Genomic DNA, 17762 nt, shown 5'->3' with positions numbered 1-17762 from the left:
TAGTTTGCTATCTTTTTCTAATTGATTGATATTTAGCATTATAAATTTATAGCTCAGATAAATTACCAAAGGCCAAGCCAATAAAAACAAAGCATGTAACATTTTTTCTCCTTAATATGCGTGATCATCGTTTGCGATTTCTTCGCGTGTGATTTTTACTTTATCCATTGCATTCCAAACATAGATAATATAAGCTAAAACAAAAGGTACAAGTAAAGACACATAAGCCATGACGCTTAGAGTATAATAGCTTGAACTTGCATTTTTTAAAGTTAAAGAACTTTGCAAATCACTTAAAGATGGGTAAAAAGCACTTTGACCTAAACCAATGCTTGATAATAAAGCAAAAACTGTTAAAACCGTTCCAAGTCCTAGGGTAAAAATAGCTTTAGAGCAACCTTTTGCTCCTTGAAACATACCTAAAAGCACTAAAATCACACCGATAGCAAGCAAAACAGCAAAAATCATTTGATTTAAGAAATTATATAAATATAAATTCGCACTCATGCTTACAACTCCATTTGCATCTACACTAAAACCATCTTTTAAGAAAATCCACACTAAAAAACCTAAGAAAAAAGGTAAAAATAAAATACTATTGATCATAAGTTTTTTCATAGCTCTTATTTTGATATTCTCATCATTGATATTGTTTATAAAATACGCTGCGCCTAAAAGCCTTGCTAAAAATACTAAAGCTAAGCCTAAGAGATAATTAAAAGGATTAAGTAAAAGTTCTAAGCCGTGCAAAGGATTTTGCCAAGAAACAAAATTATGCTCATTTAAGATAAATTCAGAACCGCTAAAAAAGCTACTTACTGCAACTCCGATTAAAAATACACCTAAATAACCATTGATTTTAAGAAAAATTTCATAGGTTTTAGAGCCATAAACATTATTTTCTTTTTTACGATACTCATAAGCCACAGCTTGTAAAATAAAACAAAATAAAATACAAAGCCAAGCCCAATAAGCTCCGCCAAAACTTGTACTATAAAAAAGTGGAAAAGCTGCAAAAGCTGCTCCGCCAAAAAGTACGAGAGTTGTAAAACCAAGCTCCCATTTACGCCCTAAAGAATTGACTAGCATGGTTTTTTCAAGCTCATCCTTGCTAAGCTCATCGATTAAAGTCTGTCCACCTTGGACAAAAAACATAAAAACCAAAAGTCCGCCGAGTAAACTTAAAATCAACCACCAATAAATTTGCAAACCTTCAAGTTCTAAACCAAAAAACATTATTTTTCTCCTTTGCCCATAAGTGGAGTATGTCCTGCATGTGCGTCAAAACCTTTTTTAATCTGAGTAAGCATGATTTTAACTTCTGCAATCAATAAGGCTGTAAAAAGTACTGCAAAAATCCAAAATGAAATTTGAACATTGACTTTTCCAAGTTGTGTTGCTGCGATATGTACAGGAAGCAAGTCTTGAATTGCCCAAGGTTGTCTGCCTACTTCAGCAACAATCCAACCTGCTTCAGCGGCAATATAACCCAATGGAATGGATAACAAACACACCCAAAGTACTTTTCTAAATTTCTCAATATCATTTGCCATGGTAAGATAAAGCGTAACGATGAAAAGTAAAAAGAAAAAACTTCCTAAAGCAACCATGATATGAAAGCTATAAAAAGTTAAAGCCACAGGTGGAATAGTATCGCTTGGTTTTTCTAAATATCCGTAACCAAAATCTTTAAAATGAGTTTCTAAAATGGATTTGTGATTTGCCATAGCTATTGTATCATTGTTTTCTTTAGCAAGTTTATAGTCTTTTAGAGCTTGTATAGCGATTTTTCCTCTATCGATACGATTTTGCATAGGTTCTATACCTTTGCTTTCATTTCCATAGATCAAATCTTCAATTCCTGGAACAAAAGAATTTGGATCACGGTTTCCTAATATAGAAAGAGCGTAAGGTATAGTAATGTCAAATAAAAACACACTTTCGTTATTATCTATGGTTTTTTTAGGATTTAAAATTCCAAAAGGTACAAGTCCTGCACGATGTTCACCTTGATAAACCCCTTCCATAGCTGCAAGTTTCATAGGTTGAGTTTGAGTTACACGGTAAGCGCTTTCATCTCCGCTGAAAAACAAAAAGATTGAACAAACCAAACCAAAACTAGCTCCTACAACTAAGCTTTTTTTAGCCTCGATAATATGGCGTCCTTTTAACATAAACCAAGCTGAAATTCCCATTACAAATAAAGCTGAAATCACATAACCACTGCCTATGGTATGTAAAAATTTTGAAATAGCTACAGGAGAAAGTGCTACTTCAAAAAAGCTTTGCATTTCATTTCTTGCTGTGTCAGGGTTAAAGCTCATTCCTACAGGATATTGCATCCAACCATTTGCCACTAAAATCCAAAAAGCAGAAAGATTACTTCCTATAGCCACACACCAAGTTGAAAGTAAGTGAAAACCCTTGCTTACTTTATCCCAGCCAAAAAACATAACTGCAAAAAAAGTAGCCTCTAAAAAAAATGCCATAATACCTTCAACCGCCAAAGGTGCACCAAAAATATCACCCACAAACCAGCTATAATTTGCCCAGTTTGTTCCAAATTCAAATTCCATTATAATGCCTGTAGCTACACCGATAGCAAAATTTATAGCAAATAATGAAAGCCAAAATTTGGTGATTTTTTTCCATCTTTCATTTTTAGTTTTTACATAGATGGTTTCCATGATAGCGATCATAAAAGACAAGCCTAAGGTTAAAGGCACAAACAAAAAATGATAAAGTGCAGTTAAAGCAAACTGCGCTCTTGACCAATCAACGCTACTAAGTTCGTTCATTTATTTTCCTTCGAGTGTAAGATTTTTGAGTACAAAAGTGCTTTTTTCTTTGTCGCTTTTAAAAATAGAATTAAAATTTACATCAAAAACAAAAAGTTTTAAAATCACAAACATAACAAAAAGTTTGATAAAAATAATTTTCCAAAGGGTCTTTCCAAGAGTTAAATTTTTAAAACCTTCTTTGTAAAAATTAAAAATTTGAGAGATGCTAAAATATAAGTGTTTAAGATACATGTAAATTCTACCTTTAAAAACAACAAAATAAAACATTTTTAAAAAGCGGAAAATTATAATGAAATTTATGTTATTATTTTCTTAAAAATTTAAATACATATCAAGGTTTTTAATGCAAAAAATTATAGTTTTTATTTTATGTTGTTTTATGACTTTTTTTCTTTATGCATGTTCTTCTAAATTTGAAAATGTAAATCCTTTGGGGCGTTCATTTGGCGAATTTGAAGATACTGATCCTTTAAAACTAGGACTTGAACCTACTTTTCCTACCAATCAAGAAATTCCAAGTTTAATTAGCGGTGCTGATTTAGTACCTATTACTCCTATTACCCCACCTTTAACTAGAACAAGCAATAGTGCCAACAATAATGCAGTAAATGGGATCAATCCTCGCTTTAAAGACGAAGCTTTTAATGATGTTTTAATTTTTGAAAATCGCCCTGCGGTTTCTGATTTTTTAACCATTTTAGGCCCTAGCGGAGCAGCTTTAACGGTTTGGGCTTTAGCACAAGGAAATTGGATTTGGGGCTATACTTTAATCGATAGTAAAGGATTTGGCGATGCTAGAGTTTGGCAACTTTTGCTTTATCCTAATGATTTTGCAATGATTAAAAATGCCAAAACCAATACTTGTCTTAATGCTTATGGTAATGGAATTGTCCATTATCCTTGCGATGCAAGCAATCACGCACAAATGTGGAAACTTATCCCTATGAGCAATACAGCGGTTCAAATTAAAAATTTAGGAAATGGAAAATGCATACAAGCACCTATTACAAATCTTTATGGTGATTTTCACAAGGTTTTTAAAATTTTTACCGTAGAGTGTGCAAAAAAAGATAATTTTGATCAACAATGGTTTTTAACTACTCCGCCTTTTACTGCAAAACCTTTATATCGCCAAGGAGAGGTACGATGAAAAAAATTATATGTTTATTTTTATCTTTTAACCTTGCTTTTGCAAATTTAGAAAATTTTAATGTTGGCACTTGGAATTTGCAAGGCTCATCCGCAGCCACAGAAAGCAAATGGAGTGTTAGCGTAAGACAACTTGTAAGTGGAGCAAACCCCTTAGATATCTTAATGATACAAGAAGCAGGAACTTTACCAAGAACAGCCACTCCAACAGGACGCCATGTGCAACAAGGTGGAACACCTATTGATGAATATGAGTGGAATTTAGGAACTCTTTCAAGGCCTGATAGGGTTTTTATTTATTATTCTCGCGTTGATGTAGGAGCTAATCGTGTAAATTTAGCTATAGTTTCAAGAATGCAAGCTGAAGAAGTGATTGTTTTACCTCCACCTACTACAGTTTCAAGACCCATTATAGGAATTCGCAATGGAAATGATGCTTTTTTCAATATCCATGCTTTAGCTAATGGAGGAACAGATGTAGGAGCAATTATCACAGCTGTAGATGCACATTTTGCAAATATGCCTCAAGTTAACTGGATGATAGCAGGGGATTTTAACCGTGATCCTTCTACTATAACAAGTACAGTGGATAGAGAATTAGCAAATAGAATTAGAGTGGTTTTTCCAACTAGCGCAACTCAAGCAAGCGGAGGGACTCTTGATTATGCAATTACAGGAAATTCAAATAGACAACAAACCTATACTCCACCGCTTTTAGCTGCAATTTTAATGCTTGCAAGTTTAAGATCTCATATAGTTTCAGATCATTTTCCAGTAAATTTTAGAAAATTTTAGGACATTTAATATGAAAAAAATTATTACTTTGTTTTTTATGTTTATAACTTTAGCCTTTGCAACTCCTACTGGAGATTTGAAAGATTTTACCGAAATGGTTTCTATAAGAAGCTTAGAAACGGGAATTTTTTTAAGCGCCTTTAGGGATACCTCAAAAGATCCTATTGATCAAAATTGGAATATTAAAGAAATTGTTTTAAGCGATGAGTTAAAACAAAAAGATAAATTAGCTGATGAACTTCCTTTTGGTTATGTGCAATTTACAAATCCAAAAGAAAGCGATCTTTGTTTAGCCATCTTAGAAGATGGAACCTTTGGAGCAAAATCTTGTCAAGATGATCTAAAAGATGGTAAATTAGAAACTGTATTTTCTATAATGCCAACAACAACTTCAGCTGTGCAAATTCGTTCTTTAGTTTTGGAATCTGATGAATGTATAGTAACTTTTTTTAATCCAAATATTCCTATACAAAAACGCTTTGGAATAGCCCCTTGCACCCTAGATCCTATTTTTTTTGCTGAAGTAAATGAACTAATGATTATAACCCCACCTTTAACAGCTGCTACCCCTTTAGAATAAGATTTTTATCTTGTTCTATTTTTATATTTATTTAATATTTATGATATTACTAAAATACACAAAATAATTAATAATAATACAATGTAATTTACCTTACTCTATAATTCTTTTATTTTAATTTAATTTTTTGTTACAATAAATTTATACATAATAATTATCAAGGAGGAAAAATTGGAACAAATTTTAACATGGCAACAAATTTATGACCCTTTTTCAAACATTTGGCTAAGTGCTTTAGTGGCATTTTTACCTATACTATGTTTTTTAGTTTGTTTGGTTGTTTTAAAACTTAAAGGCTATCAAGCAGGTTTTTTAACTGTTATACTTGCTACTTTAGTAGCTTTATTTGCCTATAAAATGCCTTGGAATTTAGTGGGTGCAAGTTTTATTCAAGGCTTTACAAATGGTATGTGGCCTATAGCTTGGATTATCATCGCGGCAATCTTTCTTTACAAACTTTCTATCAAGTCAGGTTCTTTTGAAATCATTAAAAAAAGCGTGATGAGCATTACTCCAGATCATAGAATTCAAGTGATTTTAATAGGTTTTTGTTTTGGTTCATTTTTAGAGGGTGCTATAGGTTTTGGTGGCCCTGTGGCTATAACCGCTGCACTTTTAGTAGGACTTGGCTTGCGTCCTTTACAAGCTGCAGGGCTTTGTCTTATCGCAAATACCGCTCCTGTTGCTTTTGGTGCGGTGGGAATTCCTATTATTGCTATGGCAAATCTTGTCGGCATAGAACAGCATTCAGTTTCTGCCATGGTAGGTAGAATGCTAGTTCCTTTAAGCCTTACTATACCTTTTTTCATAGTTTTTTTAATGGATGGATTTAAAGGTATTAAAGAAACTTTTCCAGCTATTTTAGTTGCGGCGCTAAGTTTTACAACTACTCAATTTTTAAGCTCAAATCACCTAGGAGCGGAATTACCTGATATTATTTCAGCTGTGGTTTCTTTAGCAGTTACGACTGTATTTTTGAAATTTTGGAAACCAAAAAATATTTTTAGATTTGACAATGAAAGCAATTTCACTCAAGATAACACCTTAAGTTTTAATCAAATTTTAAAAGCTTGGTCACCTTTTATTTTACTCATTGTTTGTATTATCATTTGGACACAACCTTGGTTTAAAGCTCTCTTTGATAAGGACGGAATTTTAAGCTATACAAGTATTACTTTACAATTTAGCAATATCACAGCTGGAATTTTAAGCCCTTCTATCACAGGCATAGGAGAAGCTAAGCCTTTATCTTTGGCCTTGAGCGTAGATTTAATCAATGGAAAAACCGTAGCTCAAGCAGGAACAGCGATTTTACTTGCCGCTTTTCTAACTATAGCTATTTTAAAAATCAAAGCCGAAGATGCTGCAGAATGCTTTTGGGTTACCTTAAAAGAAATGGCTATACCTTGTATCACCATAGGTTTGGTTGTGGCCTTTGCTTTTATCTCTAAAAATAGTGGTATGAGCACTACTTTAGGACTTGCTTTTGCACACACAGGTGATGCTTTTTCTTTCTTTTCACCAATCATTGGCTGGATAGGGGTATTTTTAACAGGCTCTGATACAAGTGCTAATTTACTTTTTGGAACCTTGCAACAAGTAAGCGCTCAAAAACTAGGTATTAGCGAAGCTTTATTTTTAGCAGCTAATTCAGTAGGTGGGGTTGTTGGAAAGATGATCAGTCCACAAAGCATTGCTATAGCTTGTGCAGCGGTTGGACTTGTGGGAAAAGAATCTGATCTTTTCAAATTCACATTAAAATATTCTGTAGCTTTTATTATTTTAATAGGAATTTGGACTTGCATTATAGCTTTTTTCTTACAAGGAATCATCCCTGAAGTTATAGTGAAATAATTAAAAAAATTTAAGTTTTATTTCAACAAATATTCGTTTTTAGAATATTTGTTAGAAATTTTACTTTGCTTTTATTTTTACAGGATTAGAATATTTATCCTAAATTATCCTAAAAGGAGAAAAATGATGAAAAAAGTGTATTTTTACGCCACATGCTTAGGAAGTGCCGCTATGCAACAAAGCGTTTTAAATGCGATAAAACTTTTAAGGCGTGAGGGTATTGAAGTGATTTTCAAAAAAAATCAAACCTGTTGCGCCCAACCTTCTTTTAACTCAGGTTATTTCGATGAAAGTCGTGAGATCGCTTTATATAATGTAGATTTATTTGATAAAGATTATCCCATCGTTGTACCCAGTGGTTCTTGTGCGGGTATGATGAGTCATGACTATAAAGAGCTTTTTAAAAACAGACCTGAATTTTCCAAAATAAAAACTTTTAGCTCTAGAGTGATAGAACTTTCACAATACCTTGATGAAGTTTTAAAAGTAGATTATGAAGATAAAGGTGCACCTATAAAAGTAACTTGGCATTCTAATTGCCATGCTTTAAGAGTGCAAAAAAGCATACAAGCGAGTAAAAATCTTATCAAAAAACTAAAAAACGTAGAATTAGCAGAACTTCAATACGAAGAAGAATGCTGTGGTTTTGGAGGAACCTTTTCAGTAAAAGAGCCTGAAATTTCAAATGCTATGGTAAGAAGCAAAATCAAAGATATACAAAATAGCGGTGCAAAATATCTCATCAGTGGTGATGGAGGTTGTCTTTTAAATATAGATGGCACAATGAAAAGAATGGGTTTGGATATAAAAGGCATACATTTATATGACTTTTTACTTAAACGCTTAGAAGGAGAGAGACTATGAGTCAAAAAATTCCTCACGAACAAATCGTTCAAATTAAACTCAATGACAAACAAATGCAAGAAAATTTAATGACTGCCATGCATACTTTGCAAAAAAATAGACTCAATGTTATTGATGCTAGATTTAAAGACTGGCAGGGTTTAAGAGCTAAAGCTAAGCAAGCTAAAAATAATGCCTTAATGAGCTTAGAAGAAAGACTTTTAGAATTTGAAAAAAATGCTACAAAAAATGGCATTAAGGTGCATTGGGCAAGTAGTGATGAAGATGCCTGTGAAATCGTCTATGAAATCATGAAAGAAAAAAATATCACCAAGCTTTTAAAAGGCAAGTCTATGGCAAGTGAAGAAATAGGCCTAAATCACTACCTAGAAAAAAAAGGTTTAAAAGCTATAGAAACCGATCTTGGAGAGCTTATTTTACAGCTTAATGAAGAACCCCCTTTACACATAGTTGTACCTGCCATACATAGAAACCGCCATGAAATCGGAGAAATTTTCAAAGAAAAATTAGGAGCAAATTTAGAAAACGATGAACCCGAAAGTTTAAATGCGGTGGCTAGAGAACATTTAAGAAAAGATTTTGAAGGCTTAAAACTTGGACTTAGTGGGGTCAATTTTGCCATGTCAAGAGAAGGAGCTTTTTGGCTTATAGAAAATGAAGGAAATGGTAGAATGTGCACTACAGCACCTGATATTCATATCGCACTTTGTGGTATAGAAAAAGTCATGGAAAGCTTTGAAGATGCGGCTACTATGGTTTCTTTACTTACTCCTTCAGCCACAGGACAATTTATACCAACTTATAACAATATCATTACAGGCCCTAGAAAAAATGGAGATTTAGATGGTCCTAAAGAAGTACATGTGATTTTATTTGATCACAATCGCTCTAAAATGTTAGCTCATGAGGATTATTATGAGGCTTTGCGTTGTATTCGATGCGGGGCTTGTATGAATTTTTGCCCTGTTTATGATCAAATCGGCGGACATGCTTATCAAACCACTTATCCAGGACCTATAGGAGAAGTAATCAGTCCTAATATTTTTGGTATAGATCATACAGGAGATATTTTGAATTTCTGTTCACTTTGTGGGCGTTGTTCTGAAGTTTGTCCAGTCCAAATTCCTTTGGCTGATCTTATTCGCAAATTAAGATGTGATAAAATAGGACAAGGTAAAAATCCACCTTTAGGAGCAAATAATGTTCATCACAATGCCCTAGAAGCCTTTGCTTTTAAACAATTTAAAAATATCGCAACCAATGGCGATAAATGGCGTTTTTCACTTTCAAAAGCACATTATTTCAACTGGACGGTACAAAATTTCGCAAGCATTTTGCCTGTGATTAAAAAATGGTACGCTTTTAAAGAATTACCTCAAATTAAAATGGATCTTTATAAAGAAGTGCAAAAACTAGAAGGAGTAAGCTATGAGTAAAATCGATGAAATTTCAAGCAAAAGCAAAGCAAATATTTTAGAACATCTTAAAAAAGCTTACAAAGAAACAACTTTCACACGCATTGAAAGTATAGATCCTGTAGAACATATCCAGACAACCCAAGATATGCTTACAGAAATGAAGCAAAAAATGAGCGATAACAAATACATCGTTGAAAATGCTACAAAAGATACCTTAGAAGAAAAAATCAATGAAATTGTCGCAAAATATGGCTTTAAAAGTATGATTTATGGAGCGGATTTAAATTTAAATTTAGAACAAATCAAAGCAGAAAAAAAGATTTGCTTTGATAAAGAAATCGAAAATTTAAGATCTGAAGTTTTTCATAGTGATTTTTCCATCATTCACGCAAGAGCAGGGGTAAGCTCTCACGGAGTTGCACTTATACCTTCAAGTAAAACCCAACCTAGAATGCTAAGCCTTGCACCTAAACTTTGCATAGTATTGCTTAAAAAAGAAAATGTTGTTAAAAGTCTTAGCGAAGCTTTAAATTTAGTAAAAAAAGAAAATGAAATTTTACCTACTAATATCTTATTTATAGCAGGGCCTTCAAGAACAGCAGATATAGAACTTATCACTGTTTTTGGTGTTCATGGGCCACAAATTGCACATATTATTATTTACTGATTCTATACTAGAATCAGTAAGTCTTAATTTTTAATATTAATTATATATATTTTTTATATTATACAAATATAAATAAAATAAATAATTTCTAATTAATAATATTTTAATAAAATATTATGTAATATTTCACTCAAATATATTAAATTAATTTTAAATACAAAAATTAAAGAAGGTGCTTTTAGATAAACTAATTCCAACTTGGAATGAAAAATACAGTATTCATGACACAATGATTGACATTCAACACCAAAAACTTTGTGAACTTGCAAGCAAGGTTGAAAGTGCTGTTTATAAATTTGTAAAACGAGAAGAACTCAAAGAAATTTTAACAGAACTTTTTAACTATATGAAAGAACATTTTAGTAATGAAGAAGATTATATGCAAGAAATTCATTATCCTTATTTAAATAAACACAAAATCATGCATAAAATATCATTCGTGATATGTCTTATCTTATACAAAACATAAAAACCACTAATGATTTAAAAGAGAAGCTTTACACAGTTTCTAAAAAATGGCTTTTAGAACATATACTCTATAAAGATGTGAAAGTTGAACAATACAGAAGATCTTCTTTAACTTCTGAAGATGATGGGGAAGTAAGCTTTGAAGAAGTCAAAGAAGAAAAAGATGATGAAAATACAGTTTATCTTTATACATGCGAATGCGTAGAACAAATGCATGATGTATCATTTGGAATTCATCAAAAAATTCAACTTAAGGGCGTAAAATTTAAATGTAAAAAATGCAAAGAAGCCATACAGTTTTATAAAAAATATTCAGAAAATTTCTAATTAACTATTTATGCGTTAAAATAATAAATAAAGTATAAGTTAGACAAAGAAGGAAATTTAAGGATAAAAAAATAAAATATTTTATTTTGGATAAATTTGACTATTCCTATCCTATACTAACCAAAGATACAAAATGCTCATTTTGTGAAAATTTTTTCTCGATAGAATATAGCTCAAACTTAAAAACAATAGAAAAAGAATGTCCATTTTACAATAATAAAATGGACATTAAGCTTAAAGACTAAGCCTTAGTTTTACTTACAATATTAATAATATTTGAAGCTACTTCATCAGCAAGTTCTAAATGAGAAGTAAAACCTACACAAGAACAATTAATCTCGCCTAAAACATATTTATCATTGCCCTTTTCATCAGTATCTAAAATAAAATCAGCCGTCCAAATCAATGGTAAGTCGTAATTGCCTAATTTTTCCCTTACCTTAGGAAGCTCGCCTAAAAACATATCCACCAAAGTTTTCCAATCTTCTGGCTTATCATAGCGATATTTTGCCCCACTAAAAAGCGTAGCAGAAAAAGCATCAGCATCTTCGGCTGGTTTTTTATGCACTACATTTACAGGGGTGTTATAAAGCATTAAAAGTCTGATTTCACCTTCTTTAATGCGCGGTAAAAAAGTCATATCCACAAGCATACCATTATCACCTATGATATATTGCTCGCAAAAATCCATAAATTCCCCAAGCTCTCTATGTTCTACATGATTATCCTTAGCTTCTGTACATTTGATTTTTGTGTTTAAAGGCAAACTATCTCCACTAACATTACCCTCTACACTCACACGCCAAATTCCCTCTCCTGTAGAGCCACGATTTTGTTTTAAAACCCTTTCACCTTTAGCCAAACTTTTTGGAAAATTTTCTTTAAAAGTCTTAATATCATAGTAAGCATAAGTATCGCTTGGAACAAGATCAGTATCTGCTAATTTTGTAAGTGCATCTTTAGCACCATAACCTATCATAGCATCAGGATGAGGCATACCTACAAGCTTATCGGCACAAAGTTTTCTTAACATATCAAAATACTCATTTTCTTCTTTAAGATTGCCAGGATTGATGCGAGAAACATAACCATCAAAATTTTCTTTTACATATTTGTAAATTTCATCTTTTTTACCCACTTCAAAAAAAATCACCTCAGCATTCCAACCCTTAGCTTTTAAGGCATTTACCATAGGCATAGTATCTTTTCTATAACCATCTTCACCTTTATCACTCCCACCTTTAACTTCGAAAAAAACAATATTTTTTTTCATTATTTTACTCCTTATCTAAGATATAAATAATTATTGCATAAAAATATTACAAAAATTAAATAAAAATATTTATATATTTTATCTAGCGTTTATAAAACTGCTATTAGTCTTATAAGCGATTTCGATTAAGCTTTTACTTATCAAGCTTGATGCTTGTCCTTCTAGGCGGTTAAGAAATTTATCAATCTTATCTTCTTCTTTCCAAACAGGATTTGAAACATTAGCAAGTTTTTCAAGCTCCTTTTTAGCATTTTCATAATTACTAAGCCCATCTATAAGACCAAGCTCCTTAGCCTTGGCAGCTAAAAACACTCTTGCATTTGCCCATTGATCTTTTTTGTTAAGATCTAATGCTCTTTCCTTGGCAACAAAACCTGTAAAAAGATCATAACTTTGATCAATTAAACCCTGTAAAAAATTTCTTTCATTCTCATTCCAAGCTCTTGCAAAAGTTCCAGCACTTTTAAATTCACCCGCTTGAATAGTTTGTTCTTTAATACCGAGTTTATTAGCCAATCCACTTAAATCAGCTCCTTGCATAATCACACCGATAGAGCCTATAAAACTTGCCGGATTGGCTAAAATTTTATTTGCTCCAACTCCTGCTAAATAACTTCCACTTGCCATAGTTCCGCTTGCATAAACAAGCACAGGCTTTTTAATTTTTAAATCCTTTATAGCTAGAGCTAGTTCCATACTAGGAGCAAAAGCTCCACCAGGAGAGTCTATAACAAAAAGCACTCCTTTGATATTGCTATCATTTTTAGCATTGATAATTTTTTCCAAAACCGCAGAGCTGTCAAAAATTTCACCCTTTAAATCAATGCGTTCTAAATTTGCAAGATTAGAGCTTGAATTTGCACTAGGTATTAAAATCCATATAATAATCAACAATAAAACAAAGGTTTTAAAATAAGTATTGATAAATTTTATACCGCATCCTAAAGCCTTAAAAAATGATTTTAAAATTTGCATTCTTTTCCTTTTATAAATAATTTATCTACTTCCTTAGCATTTAAAATAAACTGCAAAGGAGCTTGCTTTTTATCACATTCTCCTAGCTCAAATACGCTAAAATCAGCAATTTTACCTTTTTTAAGCTCTCCTAAATTTAAATTTAAAGCCCTTGCAGGATAAAGTGTTACCATTTGCAAAAGCTTAGAGGCTAACTCCAATAAATCAAAATTCTTATGTATAAGCAAATTCGCGCGCATTTCATCAAGTAAGGACAATGAAATATTTGAGCTAAGTCCATCGGTTCCTAAATGGATATTTAATCCACTTTTTAAAGCCGTTTTTAAATCTAAGCTTTTTTGACTTAAAAGGCGATTTGAAAATGCACAATGTGTAATAGAATGTAAATTTTTATCTAACCATTCATATTCTTTTAGATAAACACAATGCGTAAAAAGAGTCCTTACTCCTTTAAAGAGTTTAGCAAAATCCTTTGGTGTATAAAGAGGCTTAGGATGAAGTGTGAAATTTTCAAGCCATTTTTTAAAACCCCCTTTAGACTCTCTAAGCCAGATATTTTCAGCCTTACTTTCTAAAAAATGCGTACTAACTAGTAAATTTTGCTTTTTAGCTAAATCAAGAGCAAAATGAGCCAAACTAAGATGAGTTGAATAAGGAGAATGAATCGAAATTGCTGGGATAAAAAAATCATTTTTAAATTTCAAAGAATTTTCAAATCTTTTTAAAAATTCTTGTTTTTTATCTTCAACTTGATTTTCATTTGTACCCAAAATTTCATTAAAAAATACTATACGCATACCCTTTTGACTAGCCTTTAAACAAGGATCTAAATCACTCCCAAAACTTGAAATTTCACCTATAGTGCCTATACCGCTTTTTTGCATTTTTTTAATGCTTTGAAGTATTAATTCTTCTTTGGCCTGTGCATTTAACATGGAACGAGAATTTATAACACTTTTAAGCCAAATTAAAAATTCTCCAAAATGTAAAGTTGTTGAATTTGCACTAAATTCTAAGTGTGTGTGAGGATTTATAAAAGCAGGTAAAATAACCGAATTTTTAGGTGTTTTGATGATTTTAGCCTTGGGATATTTTTTTCTTAAATTATCCAATTCACCCAATTCTAAAATTTTATCTTCAAAAACAAAGGCTTGATTTTCTAGTATCGTAAAATCTTCATCGCATAAAAAAAGATATCTTGCAGTAACTATAAACACGATTTTCCTTTCAAAAATTACATTGTAGCAAAAATTTATTTTTAAAATGTTATAATAAAAGGTTAAAAATAAATTTTTAAGGTTAAATCCATGAAAATAATGATTATCCAAGGCCCAAATGTTAATATGCTTGGCGTAAGAGAAGTGGGAATTTATGGTGCTATGAAAATGGAAGAAATTCATGAGCAAATGAAACTTGCAGCATCGCAAAACAATGTAGAACTTGACTTTTTCCAAAGTAATTTTGAAGGTGAAATCGTAGATAAAATTCAAGAATGCCTTGGAACAGTTGATGGAATTATTATCAACGCAGCAGGCTATACTCACACTTCAGTAGCTATTCGCGATGCTATTGCAGCAGTAGCTTTGCCTACAATTGAAGTACATATTAGCAATGTTTATCGCAGAGAAGAATTTCGTCAAAAAAGTCTTATAGCGCCTGTATGTTCTGGAACTATTGTTGGTTTTGGTCCTTTTGGCTATCACTTGGCTTTAATGGGTATAATTCAAATTTGCGAACAAATAAAAAATTTGCGCGCAATGCAACAAGCACAACAAACGAATAAATAATAATGCTAAAAATTCAAGGAGTAAAACACTTTGAAAAAAGTCGTTTTTTTCCTTTTTTTAGTCAAAATATACGATCTTTTAAATATTTAGCTCTTATAGGCTTAGGAAGCAATATAGAGCCCGAAAAAAAAAGATTTGATATGCTTTTTCGAGTAATGATGGATGATAAAAGATTTAAAATTTTATCCACATCTCCTATGTTGATAAATGAAGCCTTTGGTTTTAAAGAGCAAAAAGATTTTACCAATGCTGTTATGTTGATACAAACTAATTTGCATGCACGAGCACTTTTGAAAGTTTTACTTTACTATGAAGTAAAATTTAAACGCAAGAGAACTTTCAAAAACGCTCCTAGAACGCTTGATTTAGATCTTTTATACTTTTCACAAAAAGTCAAGCGTGATAAGTGGTGTGAGGTGCCTCATAAAGGGGCTAAAGAAAGAGTGAGTGTAATTTTGCCTTTAGGCATGATATAAGGAATATAAATGGGACAACTTATACATACTTTTACCGTTGAAGATACAGAACAAATTATACCCAAAGTAAAAGAAGATTACGGAGATAAAGCTTTAATTATAACAAATAAACAAATTCGTCCTAAAACCTTAAATCGCAGTGCGCTTTATGAGGTTATGGTAGCCATAGAAGAAAGCGACTATGAAGAACACTTAAAAAAACAAGGAAAATCTTTACCTGCAAAAAAAAGCTCGCCAAAACCATCCTCTACCTCTCTTGCAGAAGAAAAAATTAGATCTCAAATCCCTCAAGAAGATGAAGATGTAGTCTTGGATTTCTCAAACACTCGCTTAAATACAAATTTAAACACTGTAAAAAACAATGACTTAGCTAAAAAAACCTATCAAGATTTTCCACAAAACAAAATCAACCCTCATCAAAATAAGACTCTAGGCTTTGATGATTTCAAAGAAAAACTAAGTGAAGTTAGCAATGAAATTTCTAAAGTCACAAACACACCTTTAGAAAATTACACCCCTAATCCAAATTATAATAAAAAAATAGAAAATTTTGAAAAGCAATTTGAAAAACAAATCAACAAGCTTAATGATAAAATAGATCTTCTTGCAGATATGATGTGGGACGATAAAGCTGAAGCTAGAAAAAATCTTATGATACCTCCTGAATTTGCAAGTATTTATAAACAAGCCAAAGAAAGTGGAATGCTTGAAAATCATCTAGAAGCGATTATGAAAGCAACTATAGAAAATATGCCAGCTGCTATGAAAACCAACAAAGATGCGGTTCAAAGATATTTTCACTCACTTTTAAGAAATATCTTGCCTTGTCGTGTTGAAAGCGATATAAAAAAACAAAAAATCATGATGCTAGTAGGCCCAACAGGAGTCGGAAAAACAACAACCTTAGCTAAGTTAGCTTTTCGCTATGCTTATGGAGATAAGCGTTATAAAACAGGTATTATTACGCTTGATACTTATAGAATCGGTGCAGTTGAGCAACTTTTTCAGTATGCAAAAATGATGAAACTTCCTATTATTGATAGCATAGAACCAAAGGATTTAGATGAAGCGATAAAAAGCTTAAATAATTGCGAAGTAATTTTAGTTGATACTATAGGAAATTCACAATACGATCAAAGCAAACTTGCTAAAACTAAAGAATTTTTAATGCACTCAAATGCAGAAATTGATGTAAATTTAGTGGTTTCTGCAAACACCAAACATGAAGATTTAATGGAAATTTATAAAAATTTTTCATTCTTAAATATTGATACTTTGATTATTACTAAATTTGATGAAACAAAGGTTTTTGGAAATATCTTCTCTCTTGTTTATGAAACAAATATTCCTCTAAGCTTTTTCTCTATAGGACAAGAAGTGCCAGATGATTTAGAAGTAGCCAATAGTGATTTTCTAGTTCATTGTATTTTAGAAGGGTTTAACAAAGGAAAAAATAATGAATAACCAAGCAAATAAACTTCGCAATCTCATGAGTCAAAATGGAACCAAAAAATCCCAAAACACTCATTTTATAGCTATTACAAGTGGAAAAGGTGGCGTTGGAAAAAGTACGATTAGCGCGAATCTAGCCAATGTTTTAGCAAATAATGGCTATAAAGTTGGGCTTTTTGATGCTGATATTGGCTTGGCAAATTTGGATGTCATTTTAAATGTACGCATACAAAAAAATCTCTTGCATGTTTTACGCGGAGAATGCTCCTTGGAAGACATTTTAATAGAAGTTAAGCCAAATTTATGGCTCATCCCAGGCGAAAGTGGAGATGAGATTTTAAAATATAATGATAAAAATATTTACGAGAGATTTTTAAATCAAGCAAGTATTTTAGATGAACTTGATTTTCTTATTATCGACACAGGCGCGGGTATTGGTGGAAATATTTTAAATTTTTTAGAAATGGCTGATGAAGTTATAGTAGTAACTGTTCCTGATCCTGCAGCAATCACTGATGCGTATGCAACCATAAAAACAACTTCTAAGACAAAAGAAAATTTACTAATGCTCTTTAATGTTGTAAAAAATGAAAATGAAGCTTTAAAAGTTTTTGAAAATATTAAAAAAGTTGCAGATGCAAACATTAAAAATCCTTTAAATTTAGAATTCTTAGGTCATTTAAGCGCTTCTAAAGATGTAAGTGGTAGTATTAAAAAAAGAACTTTATTTAGCGATGAAAACACAGCCTCAAGTGATGAGATTAAAGCCCTAGCTTCCAAGCTTTTATATAGATTGGAACGGAAAGTGCTTGATAATGTTTCAAATCGTAGTTTTTCAAGTTTTTTTAGAAAAATTATTGAAAGATTTTAGCAATA

General features: G+C 31.7%; 19 protein-coding genes. 13 read left to right on the top strand and 6 right to left on the bottom strand.

Features of this window, described 5'->3' with window-relative positions:
* Positions 1-111 precede the first annotated feature (111 nt).
* Genes cydB through FBF21_RS00670 form a run of 3 tightly spaced genes read right to left on the bottom strand, consistent with a single transcriptional unit; the run spans position 112 to position 3032 of the window.
* Positions 112-1236 carry a cytochrome d ubiquinol oxidase subunit II gene (gene cydB / locus FBF21_RS00680; protein ID WP_002869916.1) on the bottom strand — a complete coding sequence of 375 codons (1125 nt, stop codon included), beginning with the start codon at positions 1234-1236 and terminating at the stop codon, positions 112-114.
* Positions 1236-2798: a cytochrome ubiquinol oxidase subunit I gene (locus FBF21_RS00675; RefSeq protein ID WP_002859765.1), complete on the bottom strand. Its 1563-nt coding sequence runs from the start codon at positions 2796-2798 to the stop codon at positions 1236-1238. The genes cydB and FBF21_RS00675 overlap by 1 nt, the downstream gene beginning before the upstream one ends.
* Entirely contained in the window at positions 2799-3032 is a 234-nt protein-coding gene (locus FBF21_RS00670) for a DUF4492 domain-containing protein (RefSeq protein ID WP_002851632.1), read from the bottom strand.
* Between the two features lie 112 nt (positions 3033-3144).
* Here FBF21_RS00670 and cdtA point away from each other — a divergent pair, with 112 nt between their 5' ends.
* The 9 genes from cdtA to FBF21_RS09055 all read left to right on the top strand — a co-directional run bounded on the left by cdtA (position 3145) and on the right by FBF21_RS09055 (position 10923).
* Positions 3145-3951 carry a cytolethal distending toxin subunit Cj-CdtA gene (cdtA, locus tag FBF21_RS00665; RefSeq protein ID WP_002854626.1) on the top strand — a complete coding sequence of 269 codons (807 nt, stop codon included), beginning with the start codon at positions 3145-3147 and terminating at the stop codon, positions 3949-3951.
* Positions 3948-4745 carry a cytolethal distending toxin nuclease subunit Cj-CdtB gene (cdtB, locus tag FBF21_RS00660; protein WP_002851847.1) on the top strand — a complete coding sequence of 266 codons (798 nt, stop codon included), beginning with the start codon at positions 3948-3950 and terminating at the stop codon, positions 4743-4745. Before cdtA ends, cdtB begins: the two co-directional genes overlap by 4 nt.
* 10 nt (positions 4746-4755) lie before the next feature.
* Positions 4756-5325: a cytolethal distending toxin subunit Cj-CdtC gene (cdtC, locus tag FBF21_RS00655; RefSeq protein WP_002851967.1), complete on the top strand. Its 570-nt coding sequence runs from the start codon at positions 4756-4758 to the stop codon at positions 5323-5325.
* A 171-nt stretch (positions 5326-5496) separates the two neighbouring features.
* Positions 5497-7179, top strand: coding sequence for an L-lactate permease (locus FBF21_RS00650; protein WP_002869917.1), 1683 nt, complete (start codon positions 5497-5499; stop codon positions 7177-7179).
* Between the two features lie 123 nt (positions 7180-7302).
* Positions 7303-8043: a (Fe-S)-binding protein gene (locus tag FBF21_RS00645; RefSeq protein WP_079263620.1), complete on the top strand. Its 741-nt coding sequence runs from the start codon at positions 7303-7305 to the stop codon at positions 8041-8043.
* Entirely contained in the window at positions 8040-9479 is a 1440-nt protein-coding gene (locus FBF21_RS00640; protein WP_002860571.1) for a LutB/LldF family L-lactate oxidation iron-sulfur protein, read from the top strand. The genes FBF21_RS00645 and FBF21_RS00640 overlap by 4 nt, the downstream gene beginning before the upstream one ends.
* Positions 9472-10128, top strand: coding sequence for a lactate utilization protein C (locus FBF21_RS00635; RefSeq protein WP_002857772.1), 657 nt, complete (start codon positions 9472-9474; stop codon positions 10126-10128). Before FBF21_RS00640 ends, FBF21_RS00635 begins: the two co-directional genes overlap by 8 nt.
* A 172-nt stretch (positions 10129-10300) precedes the next feature.
* Positions 10301-10597 (top strand): hemerythrin domain-containing protein, encoded by a 297-nt coding sequence (locus FBF21_RS09060; RefSeq protein ID WP_002869919.1) that lies wholly within the window; start codon positions 10301-10303, stop codon positions 10595-10597.
* Positions 10573-10923: a hypothetical protein gene (locus FBF21_RS09055; protein WP_002869920.1), complete on the top strand. Its 351-nt coding sequence runs from the start codon at positions 10573-10575 to the stop codon at positions 10921-10923. The genes FBF21_RS09060 and FBF21_RS09055 overlap by 25 nt, the downstream gene beginning before the upstream one ends.
* 241 nt (positions 10924-11164) lie before the next feature.
* Here the strand turns inward: FBF21_RS09055 and FBF21_RS00625 are convergent, their stop codons facing one another.
* From FBF21_RS00625 to FBF21_RS00615, 3 genes are all read right to left on the bottom strand, one after another.
* Complete coding sequence (locus FBF21_RS00625) at positions 11165-12196, bottom strand: Cj0069 family protein (RefSeq protein ID WP_002851763.1); 1032 nt, start codon at positions 12194-12196, stop codon at positions 11165-11167.
* A 78-nt stretch (positions 12197-12274) separates the two neighbouring features.
* Positions 12275-13171: a signal peptide peptidase SppA gene (gene sppA / locus FBF21_RS00620; protein ID WP_002869921.1), complete on the bottom strand. Its 897-nt coding sequence runs from the start codon at positions 13169-13171 to the stop codon at positions 12275-12277.
* Positions 13159-14388, bottom strand: coding sequence for a metal-dependent hydrolase (locus tag FBF21_RS00615; protein ID WP_002886297.1), 1230 nt, complete (start codon positions 14386-14388; stop codon positions 13159-13161). Before FBF21_RS00615 ends, sppA begins: the two co-directional genes overlap by 13 nt.
* Positions 14389-14478: 90 nt before the next feature.
* Here FBF21_RS00615 and aroQ point away from each other — a divergent pair, with 90 nt between their 5' ends.
* Genes aroQ through flhG form a run of 4 tightly spaced genes read left to right on the top strand, consistent with a single transcriptional unit; the run spans position 14479 to position 17757 of the window.
* A complete protein-coding gene (gene aroQ, locus FBF21_RS00610) occupies positions 14479-14958 on the top strand; it encodes a type II 3-dehydroquinate dehydratase (RefSeq protein WP_002852001.1) in 480 nt (159 codons plus the stop codon).
* A gap of 2 nt (positions 14959-14960) precedes the next feature.
* Positions 14961-15434, top strand: a complete 474-nt coding sequence (gene folK, locus FBF21_RS00605; protein WP_002851803.1) for a 2-amino-4-hydroxy-6-hydroxymethyldihydropteridine diphosphokinase — start codon at positions 14961-14963, stop codon at positions 15432-15434.
* A 9-nt stretch (positions 15435-15443) separates the two neighbouring features.
* Entirely contained in the window at positions 15444-16898 is a 1455-nt protein-coding gene (gene flhF, locus FBF21_RS00600) for a flagellar biosynthesis protein FlhF (RefSeq protein WP_002851941.1), read from the top strand.
* The gene (flhG, locus tag FBF21_RS00595) at positions 16891-17757 is read left to right on the top strand and encodes a flagella biosynthesis ATPase FlhG (RefSeq protein ID WP_002851985.1); all 867 of its coding nucleotides are present in this window, start codon (positions 16891-16893) and stop codon (positions 17755-17757) included. The genes flhF and flhG overlap by 8 nt, the downstream gene beginning before the upstream one ends.
* Positions 17758-17762: the final 5 nt, after the last annotated feature.

The organism is Campylobacter sp. CFSAN093238 (assembly GCF_012898015.1).
GTDB classification, from domain to species: domain Bacteria; phylum Campylobacterota; class Campylobacteria; order Campylobacterales; family Campylobacteraceae; genus Campylobacter_D; species Campylobacter_D jejuni.
The sequence above is the reverse complement of the archived record's forward strand: the minus strand, read 5'-3'. Positions and strand labels throughout refer to the sequence as shown.